At 39.7% G+C, this 15,399-nt stretch carries 14 protein-coding genes; 9 read left to right on the top strand and 5 right to left on the bottom strand.

What is annotated here, in order from left to right; translation table 11 throughout:
- Positions 1-20: 20 nt before the first annotated feature.
- Both odhB and ACRXC1_RS05965 read right to left on the bottom strand, forming a co-directional pair.
- The gene (gene odhB, locus ACRXC1_RS05970) at positions 21-1,250 is read right to left on the bottom strand and encodes a 2-oxoglutarate dehydrogenase complex dihydrolipoyllysine-residue succinyltransferase (protein ID WP_433657271.1); all 1,230 of its coding nucleotides are present in this window, start codon (positions 1,248-1,250) and stop codon (positions 21-23) included.
- A gap of 20 nt (positions 1,251-1,270) precedes the next feature.
- Positions 1,271-4,015, bottom strand: coding sequence for a 2-oxoglutarate dehydrogenase E1 component (locus tag ACRXC1_RS05965; RefSeq protein WP_433657269.1), 2,745 nt, complete (start codon positions 4,013-4,015; stop codon positions 1,271-1,273).
- 163 nt (positions 4,016-4,178) lie between these two features.
- Between ACRXC1_RS05965 and ACRXC1_RS05960 the strand changes: the two genes are divergently transcribed.
- From ACRXC1_RS05960 to ACRXC1_RS05945, 4 genes are all read left to right on the top strand, one after another.
- Complete coding sequence (locus ACRXC1_RS05960; protein WP_433657267.1) at positions 4,179-4,571, top strand: nucleoside triphosphate pyrophosphohydrolase family protein; 393 nt, start codon at positions 4,179-4,181, stop codon at positions 4,569-4,571.
- On the top strand, positions 4,571-5,590 hold the full coding sequence (locus ACRXC1_RS05955) for an FAD:protein FMN transferase (protein ID WP_392907692.1): 1,020 nt from the start codon (positions 4,571-4,573) through the stop codon (positions 5,588-5,590). The genes ACRXC1_RS05960 and ACRXC1_RS05955 overlap by 1 nt, the downstream gene beginning before the upstream one ends.
- A gap of 31 nt (positions 5,591-5,621) precedes the next feature.
- Complete coding sequence (nqrM, locus tag ACRXC1_RS05950; protein ID WP_392907689.1) at positions 5,622-5,834, top strand: (Na+)-NQR maturation NqrM; 213 nt, start codon at positions 5,622-5,624, stop codon at positions 5,832-5,834.
- A 238-nt stretch (positions 5,835-6,072) separates the two neighbouring features.
- Positions 6,073-6,432, top strand: coding sequence for a hypothetical protein (locus ACRXC1_RS05945; protein WP_392907687.1), 360 nt, complete (start codon positions 6,073-6,075; stop codon positions 6,430-6,432).
- 25 nt (positions 6,433-6,457) lie between these two features.
- Here the strand turns inward: ACRXC1_RS05945 and ACRXC1_RS05940 are convergent, their stop codons facing one another.
- A complete protein-coding gene (locus tag ACRXC1_RS05940; RefSeq protein ID WP_433657264.1) occupies positions 6,458-7,081 on the bottom strand; it encodes a class I SAM-dependent methyltransferase in 624 nt (207 codons plus the stop codon).
- 3 nt (positions 7,082-7,084) lie between these two features.
- Entirely contained in the window at positions 7,085-7,690 is a 606-nt protein-coding gene (locus tag ACRXC1_RS05935) for a YiiX/YebB-like N1pC/P60 family cysteine hydrolase (RefSeq protein WP_392907682.1), read from the bottom strand.
- 130 nt (positions 7,691-7,820) lie between these two features.
- On the opposite strand from ACRXC1_RS05935, the gene ACRXC1_RS05930 reads away from it, so the two are divergent.
- Both ACRXC1_RS05930 and ACRXC1_RS05925 read left to right on the top strand, forming a co-directional pair.
- Positions 7,821-9,731 carry a hypothetical protein gene (locus ACRXC1_RS05930; protein ID WP_392907679.1) on the top strand — a complete coding sequence of 637 codons (1,911 nt, stop codon included), beginning with the start codon at positions 7,821-7,823 and terminating at the stop codon, positions 9,729-9,731.
- Between the two features lie 14 nt (positions 9,732-9,745).
- A complete protein-coding gene (locus tag ACRXC1_RS05925) occupies positions 9,746-10,441 on the top strand; it encodes a M15 family metallopeptidase (protein ID WP_433657262.1) in 696 nt (231 codons plus the stop codon).
- Here the strand turns inward: ACRXC1_RS05925 and ACRXC1_RS05920 are convergent.
- The gene (locus ACRXC1_RS05920; protein WP_433657260.1) at positions 10,425-10,877 is read right to left on the bottom strand and encodes an acyl-CoA thioesterase; all 453 of its coding nucleotides are present in this window, start codon (positions 10,875-10,877) and stop codon (positions 10,425-10,427) included. The genes ACRXC1_RS05925 and ACRXC1_RS05920 overlap by 17 nt on opposite strands.
- Before the next feature lie 227 nt (positions 10,878-11,104).
- On the opposite strand from ACRXC1_RS05920, the gene ACRXC1_RS05915 reads away from it, so the two are divergent.
- From ACRXC1_RS05915 to ACRXC1_RS05905, 3 genes are all read left to right on the top strand, one after another.
- The gene (locus ACRXC1_RS05915; RefSeq protein WP_433657258.1) at positions 11,105-13,153 is read left to right on the top strand and encodes a hypothetical protein; all 2,049 of its coding nucleotides are present in this window, start codon (positions 11,105-11,107) and stop codon (positions 13,151-13,153) included.
- Positions 13,154-13,343: 190 nt separating this feature from the next.
- Complete coding sequence (locus ACRXC1_RS05910) at positions 13,344-14,606, top strand: tetratricopeptide repeat protein (protein WP_392907668.1); 1,263 nt, start codon at positions 13,344-13,346, stop codon at positions 14,604-14,606.
- A gap of 23 nt (positions 14,607-14,629) precedes the next feature.
- Entirely contained in the window at positions 14,630-15,397 is a 768-nt protein-coding gene (locus ACRXC1_RS05905; RefSeq protein ID WP_433657255.1) for a Nif3-like dinuclear metal center hexameric protein, read from the top strand.
- Positions 15,398-15,399 lie beyond the last annotated feature (2 nt).

Genomic DNA, 15,399 nt, shown 5'->3' with positions numbered 1-15,399 from the left:
CTTAAAAATTAAATTTAAAATTAGATATCTAGAAGCATTCTAGCAGGATCTTCTAACATCTCTTTTACCATCTTAAGGAATGTTACTGACTCCTTACCATCGATGATTCTGTGGTCATAAGATAGTGCTAAGTACATTACAGGGTGAATAACAACCTGTCCGTTTACAGCAACTGGTCTTTCAACAATATTGTGCATTCCTAGAATCGCAGACTGAGGAACGTTGATAATTGGAGTTGAAAGCATTGAACCGAAAACACCACCGTTAGTGATTGTAAATGTTCCGCCAGTCATTTCGTCCACAGTAAGTTTTCCGTCACGACCTTTAAGCGCAAGTCTTCTTACTTCCTTTTCGATCTGAGCAAGACTTAGGCTTTCTGCATTTCTGATAACTGGAACAACTAGACCTTTTGGAGTCGATACCGCAATACCAACGTCAGCATAGTCGTGATAGATGATATTCTCACCATCAATTTGTGCGTTAACACCTTTGATCTCCATAAGAGCTTTCGTACATGCTTTTGTGAAAAAAGACATAAAACCAAGTCCGATATCGTGCTTGTCTTTAAAAGCATCTTTATACTTCTTACGAAGCTCCATTACATTATACATATCAACTTCATTGAAAGTTGTAAGCATTGCCGTTGTATTCTTTGCTTCCACAAGACGCTTAGCAATTGTCTTACGGATACGCTTCATTTTTACTTCTTCTTTCGCTCTACTTGCACCACCCATTGGAACTTGAGTTTCAATAGTTGGAGCAGGAGCTGCCTTTGCTGCTGGAGCCGCTTTTGGAGCAGCACTTGCGTTCATAGCATCAGCTTTCGTGATCCTTCCATCTTTCCCACTTCCTGCCACAGCACTGGCCGCAACGCCTTTTTCTGCAAGAATTTTTGCAGCTGCTGGAGATGGATAATTCTTATCTCCACCTGTAGCTGGAGCACTTGCCGGTGAAATTGGAGTTTCTACTGCAGTTGGAGCTTCATCGCTTGACGCTTGAGCTGGAGCCGATGCAGAAGTATCAAGTTCTGCAACTACCGCACCAATTTCAAGTTCAGCACCTTCTTCAGCGATAATCTTAATCACACCACTTTCTTCAGCTGGAAGAGGAAGTGTTGCTTTATCTGATTCTACTTCTACAAGTTCATCACCCTCATTTACAAAGTCACCATCTGCAACAAGCCACTCTCCAAGAGCAACTTCTGTGATCGATTCTCCAATTGGTGGAATAGTAATTTTTACGATTGCCATTTTTTATCCTTATTTATTTTTTAGCTAAAAGCTTTTTCTACAATTGTTTCTTGTTCTTTAAGGTGTACAGATGCATATCCTGTCGCTGGTGAAGCCGAAGCTTTTCTAGAAACACAATCAATATCTCTGAAAGTGTCACGCCAACGGTTAAGGTGCATCCAAGCTCCCATATTTGAAGGCTCTTCCTGTACCCAACGATGAGTTGCATTTGGATACTTATCAAGGATTGCCTTAATCTTTTCTGTCGGAAGTGGATATAATTGTTCAAGACGAATAACGGCAACATCTTTGCGATCATTCTCTTGTTGGTACTTTAATAGATCGTAGTAGATCTTACCTGTACAAAGAACAACTTTCTTAACGTCTTTTGGGTTAACCCAAGTATCATCAAAAACTTCTTCAAACTTACCTGATGTAAACTCTTCTACTTTTGACTGACATAGAGGATGTCTTAAAAGTGACTTTGGAGTGAAAACAACTAGTGGCTTTCTAAACTCCCACTTAAGCTGGCGTCTAAGCGCATGGAACATATTTGCTGGAGTTGTAATATTACAAACAACCATATTCTCTTCAGCACATTGCTGTAGAAATCGTTCTGGACGACAAGAAGAGTGCTCTGGCCCTGCTCCTTCATATCCATGAGGAAGAAGCATAACTAAGTTACTCATTCTTCTCCACTTACTTTCTGCAGCTGAGATAAATTGGTCAATAACGATTTGAGCACCGTTAGTGAAGTCTCCAAATTGTGCTTCCCAAATATTTAGTGCATGCGGTGTTGCTTGAGAATAACCATACTCAAAAGCAAGTACTGCATATTCTGAAAGAAGAGAGTTGTAGATATAGAAGTCACCTTGCCCCGTTGTTAGGTGCTCAAGGCCACAATATGCTTCATTAGTTTTCTCATCAAAAACTTTTGCGTGACGGTGAGAAAATGTCCCACGAATAACGTCTTCTCCAGAGAAGCGAACATCGTTACCTTCTGTAAGAATTGATCCGTATGCAAATAGCTCAGCTAGGGCCCAGTCAATTTGATCACTTTCAAAAGCGGCCTTTCTTTGATCAAGAAGTTTCTGCGCCTTTCTTAAAGTTTTAAAACCTTCAGGCGTTTGAGTGATTGATGAAATAATATTTTCAAGTGTCTTCTTATCAACACTAGTATCTGGTGAACTTGCAAAGTCTTCTAATGTAGAGAAGCGAACATCTTTCCACTCTCTATGTGGTCCCGGAACCTTCTTAGGAATAACATTTTGCTTAACATTGTTGAAACGATCAGAAAGAAGATTCTTGTATTCTTCTTGCATTTCTTTTGCCACGGCCTTATCAAGTGCACCGTGACTAGCAAGTTCTTCGATATACATTTCACGTGGGTTCTTATGCTTTGAGATCATTCCATAAAGCTCTGGTTGAGTATATTTAGGCTCATCACCTTCGTTGTGACCGTGCTTGCGGTAACAAACCATATCAACAAAAACATCACGCTTAAATTTTTGTCTGAACTTAACAGCAAGCTCACATGCATAAACAACATCTTCAGGACAGTCTCCATTTACGTGGATAACTGGAATATTTAACATCTTAGCAACTGACGTTGAGTACTGAGATGAGCGAGCATCCGTAAAGTCAGTTGTAAAACCTATTTGATTATTAATTACAAAGTGTAGTGAACCACCTGTACGGTAACCAGGAAGCTCTGACATTTGAAGAGTTTCATAAACAATCCCCTGGCCAGCAACAGCAGCGTCACCATGAATGACAATTGGGATAATTTTGCTCTCATCTCCTCCGTACGCAATATCAATTTGAGCTCGAGCATAACCAGTGGCAACAGGAGAAACTGTTTCTAAGTGTGATGGGTTTGGTAGAAGCTTTAGGTAAACTTCTTTATTATCTTCAGTCTTCGTTACTGAAGTAAATCCCATGTGGTACTTAACGTCACCATCTCCTTGACCTGCTAATTGCTCAAGAGAGTTTCCTTCGAATTCAGAAAAGATATACTCATAAGTTTTACCAAGAGTATTTGCTAGAACATTTAAACGTCCACGGTGGGCCATACCGATAATAAATTCTTTGGCCCCTAATCTTGCACCTTCGTTAATGAATGCATCAAGACCTGGGATCGTCGACTCTCCACCTTCTAGTGAAAATCTTTTTTGTCCCGTATATTTTGTTTGAAGAAAGTTTTCAAAAACATTTGCTTCATTCAGTTTGTGTAGGATTCTTTTTTTCTTATCAACATTGAAATTCTTATTTAGGTAAGTTGTTTCAAACTCTTCTCTAAACCAACGTCTCATTTCAGTATCTGTTGAGTGCATATACTCAACTCCGATCTTACCGCTATAAAGCTTACTCATGTGATCCATGATATTTTTAAGAGTCGTTGCACCAAGGCCAACAAACTCACCACATGTAAAAACTTCATTTAGATCAGCATCTGTTAGATCATAATCCTGAAGAGAGATACGTGCATGACGATCAAGTCTTGGACGAATCGGGTTTGTATCCGAAAGTAGATGTCCTCTTGATCTGTAAGATTGAATTAGTCTGAATACGTTGAATTCTTTACGTAACTTCTCATCACTTACTTCACCACCGGCACCTGTGCTACCTTTACCGGCACCGAATTCAAAACCTAGAAAAAAGTTGCGCCAACTTTCTTCTACTTCCATCGGGTTTGATTCGTATTGTTCGTAGAGAGAGTCAATGTAAGAAATGTCTGAACTTGATAGTGTTGAAAAGTCGAATTTATCCATTTGATTTAAATCCATTTTACCGCTTTGCGGCTATTACAAAATTAATAATTTAGGCACGTTAATATACCTTATATCTTAACAGTTCGTGAAGTTTTCTTTTTGCACAGGCAAGCTTTGACTAGATAAAAATCAAAGTGATAAAGTTCGATCAACTACCCAACTTTTGACAGGAGAAATTATGGATTCAAAAAAATATATGAGTGATGCAATCAGAACAGAATCAAGAGATTTTGATGCAATGAATACACGTCTAAATGACGATGGAATAAAAAGACTTCTTCACGCAGGAATTGGCCTTTCAACAGAAGCAGGAGAATTCCTCGATGCTCTAAAGAAGCATATATTCTACGGGAAGGATCTTGACCGTGTAAATCTGGCAGAAGAGCTAGGAGATCTTTTCTGGTATATGGCCATAGTTGGCGATGAGCTTGGAATCAAATTTGAAGATGTCATGGAGAGAAATATTACAAAGCTTAAGGCGCGCTACGGCGAAAAATTTAGCGAAGAAAAGGCCGACAAGAGAGACCTTGATAGCGAAAGAAAAATTCTTGAGGAACAGGCGTTTAATTAATGAGACTTAACAAAATCTTTATATTTGGAATGGTTCTATTGTTAGGACTCTTAACTTCTTGCAACAGCGAAAAACTGCAAATTTATCGTGTCACTGGCCCAACTATGGGGACGACATACCACATCAAGTATCTTGCTCCTAGCGGCTTCGATGAAGACTCGGTAAAAAAAGATATTGAGATCAGATTAGATGAGGTTAATAAGGCCATGAGTACTTATATTAAGGACTCAGAAATTTCACTCTTTAACAAAATGGCAAAGAATGAAAAATTCTACCCTGGTCCAGACTTTACAAGAACGCTAACCCACGCGCTAGAGGTAGCAAGGAAGACTGATGGTACATTTGATCCAACAATAGGAACTCTTGTAAACCTTTGGGGATTTGGTCCTAATGGCAAGCGCAAGATCCCTTCAAAAGAAGATATCGCTGCGGCCAAGAATAAGGTTGGATTTGAAAAAATCATTTTCAAAGACGGCATCTTAACAAAAAGTATTGATGGTGTTTATCTTGATCTATCTGCATCAGCGAAGGGATTTGGAGTTGATGCCATCATCGAGCTTCTTCAAGCAAGAGGAATTAAGAATGCCCTTGTAGAAGTTGGCGGCGAGGTTCGAACAATGGGTGAATCTCTGACACGTCCATGGCGTATTGGCGTTGAGTCCCCTAGTAACAAAGATAATAACCCGGTTGTTAAGGTCGTAAAAATCAAAAATGTTGCCCTTGCGACTTCTGGTGATTACCGAAACTTCTTCAAAGAAGGCGGCAAGCGCTATCAGCATACGATAAATTTCAAATCAGGTTCACCTGTGGAGTCACAACTTGCTTCAGTTAGTGTTATCTCTGACACATGCATGGATGCCGATGCCTGGGCAACGGCGTTAATGGCCATGGGTGCTAAGAAGGCCATTGCTTTCGCTAAAGAAAATAAATTGAAGGCGTTCTTTATCTACCGTTCAGATGATGGATCAGGAAAGTATTTAGAGACATCAACGCCAGGATTTGATAAAGTGACAGAGTAATCTAATCAGATAATTTTTATCGGAGAATATTATGGATGCTAACATTAAACTATTCCTTATTACTTTCGCTGTACTTGCTCTATCAATTACAGGAATGGCCGTTGGTGTGATTCTATCAAATAGGAAACTTCAAGGATCTTGTGGTGGACTTGGGAAACTCATTGGTGAAGATTGCCAATTCTGCGATAAGAAGGATGAGTGTACAGATAATCCAGAGCAGGCCGAAGACTGTCTAAAAGCCTAATATAAAATGCAAATCAAATAAACAGAAAGGCCCCATTATTGGGGCCTTTTTTGTTCATAAATAGGGCCAAAAAGCGCCCCTTCCCCTAACGACACCACCCATAATTCTGTAAGTAGCTGATTGTACGTGTTCAATTTTTGGCACAGTTCATGCTTTTACTATACCAACAAAGCTCTTAAACAGGATGTTTAAAGCTGAAGGCTTCAGGAAGAACGAACTTAGCGGAAAAGAGGCCATTATGAGAAGTACATTAAGGAGAGCACTTTACATCACTTTAGGATTAGTTATCTTATCGATCACAATCCAAGAAAAAGTTCATGCAAGAACGATGAAGAGAATCACGCCTGAGCAGATCCAAAAACTAGATCGTGCTATGGCAATTGAAACATTTAATGGTGAATTTCTCGACATCACAAAAGTGGCAAAAATCAGAAAAACTTTTGGAAATCTTGAGGGACTAAAAGATGGTGCACAAATCAAATTAGCAAATGGTGATGTACTAACTGCAAGAGATATTCGTTTTCTATATGTAGAAAGACTCAAGCAACAAAAGGAGAAGAAATCGATAGTGGGGCGTACTCCACACGACGAAGAATAGTCGAAAATATTTTGGGAATCTGTAACTAATTTGCTACGTCTTCCTTAGTAGCAATGACCAGTAAGACATCCGGGTCGCTCGAAAGAGCGGCCCTTCTTTTTTTATCCGCAATGATTTTACGGCCACTCGGTAACATCAAATAAATAATGCGAAGGCCGGCCGCTGTCACGATTCGCTCATATTCAAGATAATCTAAAACAGTAACGGATAAATCAGAAAGAATCATCTTCTTGCTCTTAACCATCGCTTCAAAACAAAAAACTCCCCCATTACTTAGAAGAGCATAGACATTGCTAATATAGCGAGAAATTTCATCTTGAGATTGTAAGTAATGGATTTGGTGAGAATCGAGAATAAAATCAAAGCTCTCTTGCAGTTGCCCTAACTCAAGACTTGAGAGGGTTTTAAATTCATCATTTGGAAAGTTTCTTTTGGCCTTATTAACGGCGGCTTCAGAGATATCAATTCCTAATAATTGAGAGAAATTGAAGTCGGCCAAATTAAGCCCTTGGCCACAGCCAACTTCTAAGGCCTTAAGGCTTTGAGGGCCAAGAGACGTAATGGATAGTGCTTTTTGAGCTAGCTCAATAAGTGTCTGAGATTTGAGAAAGTGATCACTTTCTTTATGGGCCTGATTAAATTGATTCACAATTTAATATAACGGCCCCATATCCTTGAAGTCACCATCAAATCCAGTTGAGAAGAAGAAATCGTTAGGAGAAAGTCCCAACTTCCCACTAGGAGGAAGTTTTCCACCAAAGTAGATCTCCCAGCCTTTTGGGTTCTTATCATATGTCATAGGTGTAGGCTTAAACTTCTCAATTGCATAAACGCTTTTTAGAAGCTTATAGATGAACTCTGAACAATATAATTTTCCATCGTCCCAAAGATAGTCGTGATCAAAATCCATTCCAAGATACTTTCTTTTGTAATTTTCAAGTAATTTTCTTTTCTTTGAGAAGTTAATATGTTTTGGACGAATCACGTGTGGAGTTTTATTTGTGTAGCCAAGAAAAGCTTGTAGTGGAATATGATGAACACTCCCAAGAGACTGGGCCACATAGACTTGCGAACCTAACTTAAGCACAATTCCCGAATGAGAGAAAGGGCCTCCTGTTTCATTTTCGATTAGCTCACAACTAAAGCAGTCCATATCTAACAGGATAATATCACCTGTTTGTAGATCTCTTAGTGGCAGTGCCAAAGTTTTAAGGCTTACAAAAACAAAGAATAACACCAAAATACGTCTTAAATTCACAACAAAACCCCTGTAATAACAGAAACTTAAATGATTAAACAGCAATTGCCCTACTATTAATAACTAAGGCTTTGCTGTTATACTAAGTAAGTAACTAGATTGATAGCCTAAAAAAGCAGGAAAAGTAAAAATGAAAGGCATTATTTTAACACTCATATTTTTAAGTTTTGCACTTGGACACTTTGAAGTCTTTGCGACGACAAACTGCCCTACAGGACAGGTTTTCAACGCAAGTTTAAATCGCTGTATGTATACAGAGGGTTCAATTAAGAACAGAGATGAGTATCAAGACTGTGATTCTAAATCGAGTGAGACTGAGCGTAATGCTTGTATGAAATCAGCGGCAGATGCTAGACAACAAAAAACAATTAATGAATTAAATGCAGGACGTGTTTCTGATAGTGAAGTTGAGAGCAAAGGGAAAGGAAATCTTATTACAGGTTTTGCTGAAGCCTGGGGAATCGTTACCGGTGTAACGGCCCTCGTTGTTCCAAAGTTCTTTAATGGTGAAGATGCGGCCAAAAAGCCAGTTGATAGTACAGTTAAAGGAGATGCGAACGTACAAGATGCAGGAGCAAAGAAAGCAGAGGTCTCAAAAGATGAGAACCGTTCAAGCTGTAAATCTTGTATGCTGGTGGGAGCAGTCTCTGCCTATAGCTTCTATCAAACAAAGGTCAACAAAGAAGACGTAAAGAAGAAAACAAAAGAATTCAAAGAAGAATACGAAGAGATTTCAAAAGACCCTGAAACAATGAAGAATGCTCAAATTGCAGCATTTGATATGCTTGAAAAAGAACAGCAGTACCTAGCAGATGTATCTTCTAAACAGGCCAAGCAATATAAAACGCTAGCTCTTGGTTATACTGCTGCAGCTGCAGTTGCTGTATATGAGACTTTTTCATCATTTGGAACAAGTTGTATGAATCAATCACCGGGTGAAGCTGGTGGTGCTTCAAAGTGGAACTTCAGCGATATGGCAAATGGCTTTCGCTCAATCACTAATAACCCGTGTACAGTTATTGTGGCCTCAGCAGTAACAGTTCCTGCGGCCCTGACTGTTTCAAATCAAGCAAAGAAGAATAACAAAGACGCCAAGTCAAATGTTGAGCAGATTAAAATTCTAAAAGAAAAGTATGTGAAGAGTGTCGCTTCTTTCTGTCCAGATGGAAGAGATAGTCTAAGCAATCCGGCCTGTTACTGTTATACAGCACAAGGAAATAAAAATCCTAACCGTGAAAAATCAAAAACATGTCAGGATTATTGGAACAAGTACAATGGTTCATTTATCGCCTCGGCAGATTCATCTCGTGCAGGACAGGTTAATAACCCACAAGGTTGTTTCTATGTTGATGGCAAGTTTGATCGCGAGTGTAATTGTCGAAAGCTTAAGAATAATAAAGGTGAAAATGCTTGTAAAAAGATCACGGTTTCCCCTACTGCTTTAAGCTCACTCGGCGGACTAGATGTCTCAGAGGCCATTAGAGCGGCCAATGCTGCAACACAAGGAAACGGTGGAACTTACAATGCTTCAACAACTGATGCACAAGCGGCCATGGCGGCAAAGGCAATGGATGCAATTAAGAAAAAACTAGAAAATCCATTTAAGAAAAACACAGGTCTTGGGCTAAGTAAGATCAGCGATGAACTTGCTAAGCAGGCCGGTAAGTATGGTGACAATAATAACGTTTCAATCTTTAATGGAAGTGGTGCAAGTGAGGCCTTTGCTCGTCTAAGACCAACAGAGCCTTCTTTCCAAAATGCCGTTGAGAGTGTTTCAGCAAAGCTTCCGGCCAAGGGACTTGCAGCACCAGCAAAGAAAACGGTTAGAAAAACAACAAATAACAACACTAATCGTTGGAAGTTTGACGACAGCTCAAGCTCGCAGGTTCTAAGCTTTGGAGCAGGAGCTGGTAACGGTGATTCTAAGAAGAAATATGATTATGGAGATAACGATATTATCAAGGATAAGTCGGTTTCAATTTTCAAGGTTATCTCTCATCGCTATGTTCAGTCAGGACTAAAGAAATTATTCTCTGAATAATAATTGGAATTTATATGAGTAAGGTAGACAAGGAAGTTCTATTCGGTATGACAAAAGATCACCTCATTTATGATGAGAGTATCAACCGCTACTTCCACAAAGATTCATTTGATGACTTTAAACGTTTTAAAGAAGATGCTCTAACAGAAGGTATCGACTTCTATGTCACAAGTTCCTTTCGTTCATTTGATGACCAATTAAGAATCTGGAATGAGAAGTGTGCCGCTAAACGTCCTATCTATGATCGCAATGGAGTAGAACTCGATCACACCAAACTCTCCCCTTCAGAAATAGTAGCGGCCATCATTAATTGGTCAGCGCTTCCCGGAACATCTCGCCACCACTGGGGAACGGAGCTTGATGTGGTGGATGGCAATAGCTGGCCAGAAGACTATCACATTCAACTCATACCTGAAGAGTTTTCTGAAGGTGGCCCATTTGAGGATTTTAGTAAGTGGTTAAATTCTAAGATTGAAAACAAGCAAAGTTATTCTTACTATAGGCCATACGTTGAAGACCTTGGTGGAGTTGCACCAGAGGCATGGCATATTAGCTACAATAAGGTTTCGGCCGAATATCACCAAGAATATACTTATGAGTTATTTTGTGAATTATTAGAGCATAAGAAGATGAATGAGCTTACTTATCTAGACGAAGTAAAAGCAAGCTCACAAGAAATCTATCATCACTTCTTTAGGCTTTTAAAGTAAGTCCTACGGCCTTTAGCCATTCAGGGTCGTGACCCATAAGCTTTCTTTCCTTAAGGTCAAATAGCCCTGCTGTCATTTTGAATTTAGTGTAAACCTTTCCACTATCATCAAACATTTCCTGCTCGTAAACTAGAACCTTACTATTAACAAAGCTCGTTGCTTTTGAGCGAATTTTAATCATTTGTCTTAGGCGTAGCTCAGATTTAAAAGTGATATTGATATCTAAAACAACTGGCCCTTTTTTTTCACGCATAATGCGATCCATACCCCAACCATTCTTTGTAATCATATCCCAACGGGCCTGCTCAAAAATCGTCAGATAAGTTGCATTATTCATGTGGCCAAAAGTGTCCAGATGAGTTTCTTGTACCTGAAACTCATAAATGCCCTCTTCTATGTTGAAATCATCGATTGTAAGTACTTTTTGTGATGTCATATATCCTACCTCTAACTTATTAAATTTCCTTAAATGGCCACAATCATGGGCATTCGTAAAATTTAATTTTACATGGCCGCTACCCAAAAATGAACATATTTTTAAGGACTTATCTTGTGCAACACCCCTCAAATCCCTAAAACATGCTTAAATACTCAACTTTTCGAAGAATTTAACCGAATAGAACTTATAATTTAAGTAAGGAACACCTAACTTTCGAGTCACTTATGAGCAAGAAAACAACTTTATTAAACACATTTACCTTATCTCTTCTGCTAGCTTCAGTGCCACTTAGCTCTGCCTATGCGTCGCTTAACTGCCCAGATAGCGAAGGTAATATGCATCAGTTCGAATACTCCTTTCCTGGACTTGCCAAGCCATCAGATGAAGATGTCCAAAAAGCATGTGAAGAACTTATCTTTAAAAAGGAAAGAGAACTTGCCAATGAACTAGCAGATCAGCCAACTCCTCCTCAAGATGAAGACGATGTAGATGGCCAACAAGATCCAAAGCATGCAGACTGGAATGGTTGTTTACAAGAAATGACGACTAAAGAGAATAAGTCACATATCGAGGCCTTTAAAGCATGTGCAAAGTCTGTTTCAAAGCTTAGCTTCCAAAATGTCGAACCAGACTTTACAGGTAGTAGTGGCGCTATAAAATGTCAGCGTGCTTTTAAAGTTTCGGGAAAAAATGGGAATGCAAATTGGCAGGATGTTGCCCAAGAAGTTTACCGCAATGGTAGCTCGTCATCGATTGACTACACTAAGGCCGTCGCTGTTTTCATTTATGCAGATAATCCTAAAGAAGTTGATGGAAATGCAATTTCAACTGCCATTAAGAATGTTACAGCATGTAACCAAGTTGCGGCCGCATTTGGAGAAAACTTTGCAGAAGATCGCCAATCAGAAGATCAATACTCTAATCCAGAAAAACTTACTTCAATTGATGGACGTATCACTTGTAAACTTTCAGGCCTTGAGACAATTGACTACGACGAGTGTTCAAATCTAGTTCTTGCTCACAACGCTGCCCAACTAGGAAAAACTGCCAATGCAACTTTTCAACAGTTTCAAGCACAGGACTTTAGTAATAAGCAACAAAATAAACTAATGAATATGGATGCGTCAGAGAACGTAACGACAACGGCCCTTAAATCACAAAAAGATGGCCTAGCAAAACAACAGGATATGGCCGAAACACGTCGTACAATTGAAGTTGCAAGACTTGGTACAATCTTAACAATGACTTCAAGTATTCCAACGAGTGAAACTTACTTTGAATCAAGTGAACTTTGTACGAAGCCTGTTGAGCAAGCACTGTTGGGAATTCAAGGATATGTTACAAATGACGGCGGAGCAGGTTCAGTTGGTTCCGCAGCACAATTATGTCGTATCAACTTTAAAAAATTTGCTATCTTAAAAAATGGTGGGGCCAAGAGAGCTGGTAACCAGATCGCAGCAGAAGCTGGGGTTGATGTTGCCAAAGAGCAGATGGCCGTAAGCCAACTTGGAAAGCAACAAAAGATGATTTCAAATGCCATTGGTAAAATTGAAGGAATGGATACAATGGAGCTTCCAGAAGATTTCTTTGAAAACCAAGATGTCTACATGGAATTTTGTCAGGCTAACCCTGCACACGCTCAATGTCAGTCAGGTTGGGCAAATACGGTTAATGTTCCATCATTTGGGGACTACTCTGTTGGTGGCTTTGGAACGAATCAGGCCTATCAGCACACAGACCAAGATCAAGCAGTAGCTGCAACGGCAGCAAGTACAGATGACCCAACATCAGCTGGTGTGGATACATCAACTGTTGTGAATAAGGCAAAAACTGGTGGTGGACTTAAAGGTAATTTTGGTCCAGTTGCCACAGTATCTGAAGGTGGACAGATCGCACAAGGTGCCGGAGGTGGAGGAAGCTCCCCTGGCGGTGGAGGCGGTGGCGGAGGCTCATCGGCAGGTGGAGCTGGTCAACCAGAGGCCCTATCAGGAAATGCTGGGAGCGGTTTAAAAGGGATCAGCTACGTTGGTGGCCGTGGTCCAAGCTTTGTCGGTGGACGAGGAACGGCCTCAGTAAAGAAGAAGAATAATGGTAATCCATTTAGCAATATGTTTAAGAAGAACCAAAACCGTAACCTAAGTTCACTTAACTTTAAGGGTAAGTCAGCAATTGGTTCAAAATCGGATAATATCTTCCAAAGAATCTCAACGGCATATGATAAGGCCAACGATGCTGGAAACCTTCTTAAGTATGAAACAAAAGCTCTTGAATAATGAACACTTAGAGTACTTATCCAGAAAACTAAAAAGAGATAAAATATAGACACTGGGGCCAATATTTTGGCCCCATCTTATTTTTACCTATCAAATATCAGACAGTTACAATTAAGATTTTTGGCACGTAATGTGTATATGTATAAACTAACATGTCAACGACTTGTTGATGCGTCACAACGTAGACAAGATGAATCATAGAGTGCATATTTCAGGGACGAAATATGAATATTCAAGGGAAGAAATCACTAAGATGAATACTATTCAAGAAATTTTATTAAGCGAACTTACACAATCAAGAAGCTACCTAGATAGAATCCTACATGCTGTTTGTGAATTAAGTGAAACTCACCTCGATGCTAAGGCGCGCCTTATTATTGAAGAGTTTAGTTCTGAATACGACAAGCTAGTAAGTGAATTACTAATTCCATCTCACTTTGGTGATCTCAATCTTCTCCATCAAAATAATTTTCGTCAAGGGCGTGAAAACTTAAGGCTCATGAATAACTTTATCGAAAGCTTTATTGCTCTCGCTCCAAAAAATGATGATGAAGTTGTTGGTGTTATCACTCGCCTCATCAATCTCTCATATAAGTACACAAGAGAACTTCACCTCATCTTAATTGAGCGCTCATCACTTGATGTTGCCACACCGAGAATGGGGCTTTTAAAAGCAATCGATATTAAAGAAAAGAAAGAAGTTGTTGTTGCAAAAGAAATCATTAAAAAAGGTCCATTCACACTTATTGAAGGTGGACGCGTGGATGAAGATGATGAAGATATGGAGCACGAAGAAGACTTCACTCCTCCACTATACTTCCTAGAATCCCTTGAGATTCTAAATCTTGCTCACTCTAAAACAGCACCAATCCTTGGAATGAATGCAAAGAGAGAAGAAAAGTACGAACAATATATTTCAGATGCCCATGTGCTAGTTTCTAAAAAAGACCTGGCCGGAGCACTAGAGTTATTTAACAAAGCACGTGGCCATAAAGAAACAGCAGAAGTACTTACTCTAATGGGTTGGGTTACGTCTCAGATGGGAAATATTGAAGATGCGAAGTCACTTTGCCTAAAGGCAATTGAAATCGATCCAGAATATGGTGCTCCTTACAATGATCTAGGAACACTTCTTTTAAATGAAGGCCATATCAATGAATCGATCAAATGGTATGAGCTTGCAAAAAAAGCACCTAAGTATACAAATCGCGAATATCCATATATCAATGCAGGCCGCGCCTATATGCAGCTTAATAATTTTGATAAGGCCATGGAAGAATTCGAGGTTGCCTTAAAACTAGTCCCAGAAAATCAGGAACTACGCCACACAGTAAGTAAAATCCGCTCAAGTGTAAAAAAACCAGAGAATACGGAAAAGACTCGTGGATTTGAAAAGTTCAAAGTTGATTTCTCTGGCCGCCAAGGGGATAATGATAACCAACCAACACAATAATTTTAACGGTATGGATATCATTTATGACAAAAATCTCAGCCTGTGAGCTTGGAAAGTTCTTAGCAAAACACCTTAATACTTACGAGTATAACGACTACGGCCCAAATGGCCTACAAATCGAAGGTCGTCCAGAGATTTCAAAAATTGCATTTGCAGTTTCTGCGCAAAGAGACTCTGTCGCAAAGGCCTGTGAGTTTGGCGCTGATGCCATGATAGTTCACCATGGACTTTTTTGGAAATTCCACGGTGTCAGAACTATTACAGGAAGCTTCGCAAAGAGAGTAAAACCTCTCATTCAAAATGATATCAATCTATTCGGCTACCACCTACCTCTTGATGCCCACCTTGAAGATGGTAACGCTGCCGGTATCGCGAAACTAATCGGCTTAACAAATTTAAAACCATATGGTGACTACAAGGGAATGCCTACAGGTATCCAAGGTAGTTTTGAAAAACCACTTACACCAAGTGAGTTAAAGGAACTCCTAAAGAAAGTCCTTAATCACGAAATCATTCATAGTGATCCAAACAATGAAAAGATCTCGTCAATGGGAATCATTACTGGTGGTGCAAACTCAGACTGGCGCTACTGCGTTCGCGAAGGCCTTGATGCTTACCTGACAGGTGAAATGAGCGAGCATGACTGGCACGAATCTCGTGAAGAAGGGATCCACTTCTTTGCCGGTGGCCATAATGCAACTGAGAGGTTTGGCGTTCTTGCCCTTAAGAAATTAATTGAAGAAACTTATGGGCTAGAGTGTATCTTTATCGATTCACCCAACCCGGCCTAAGC

Source organism: Halobacteriovorax sp. GFR8 (genome assembly GCF_050955245.1).
Taxonomy (GTDB): domain Bacteria; phylum Bdellovibrionota; class Bacteriovoracia; order Bacteriovoracales; family Bacteriovoracaceae; genus Halobacteriovorax_A.
This window is presented reverse-complemented; position numbering and strand designations above follow the sequence as displayed.

What these genes read in the sequence shown, in the direction of transcription:
- ACRXC1_RS05905 (WP_433657255.1), top strand. Translation starts at nt 14,630, where the DNA reads ATGACAAAAATCTCAGCCTGTGAGCTTGGAAAGTTCTTAGCAAAACAC.
- ACRXC1_RS05965 (WP_433657269.1), bottom strand. Translation starts at nt 4,015, where the DNA reads ATGGATTTAAATCAAATGGATAAATTCGACTTTTCAACACTATCAAGT.
- ACRXC1_RS05920 (WP_433657260.1), bottom strand. Translation starts at nt 10,877, where the DNA reads ATGACATCACAAAAAGTACTTACAATCGATGATTTCAACATAGAAGAG.
- odhB (WP_433657271.1), bottom strand. Translation starts at nt 1,250, where the DNA reads ATGGCAATCGTAAAAATTACTATTCCACCAATTGGAGAATCGATCACA.
- ACRXC1_RS05910 (WP_392907668.1), top strand. Translation starts at nt 13,344, where the DNA reads ATGAATCATAGAGTGCATATTTCAGGGACGAAATATGAATATTCAAGG.
- ACRXC1_RS05930 (WP_392907679.1), top strand. Translation starts at nt 7,821, where the DNA reads ATGAAAGGCATTATTTTAACACTCATATTTTTAAGTTTTGCACTTGGA.
- ACRXC1_RS05925 (WP_433657262.1), top strand. Translation starts at nt 9,746, where the DNA reads ATGAGTAAGGTAGACAAGGAAGTTCTATTCGGTATGACAAAAGATCAC.
- ACRXC1_RS05945 (WP_392907687.1), top strand. Translation starts at nt 6,073, where the DNA reads ATGAGAAGTACATTAAGGAGAGCACTTTACATCACTTTAGGATTAGTT.
- ACRXC1_RS05915 (WP_433657258.1), top strand. Translation starts at nt 11,105, where the DNA reads ATGAGCAAGAAAACAACTTTATTAAACACATTTACCTTATCTCTTCTG.
- ACRXC1_RS05960 (WP_433657267.1), top strand. Translation starts at nt 4,179, where the DNA reads ATGGATTCAAAAAAATATATGAGTGATGCAATCAGAACAGAATCAAGA.
- nqrM (WP_392907689.1), top strand. Translation starts at nt 5,622, where the DNA reads ATGGATGCTAACATTAAACTATTCCTTATTACTTTCGCTGTACTTGCT.
- ACRXC1_RS05955 (WP_392907692.1), top strand. Translation starts at nt 4,571, where the DNA reads ATGAGACTTAACAAAATCTTTATATTTGGAATGGTTCTATTGTTAGGA.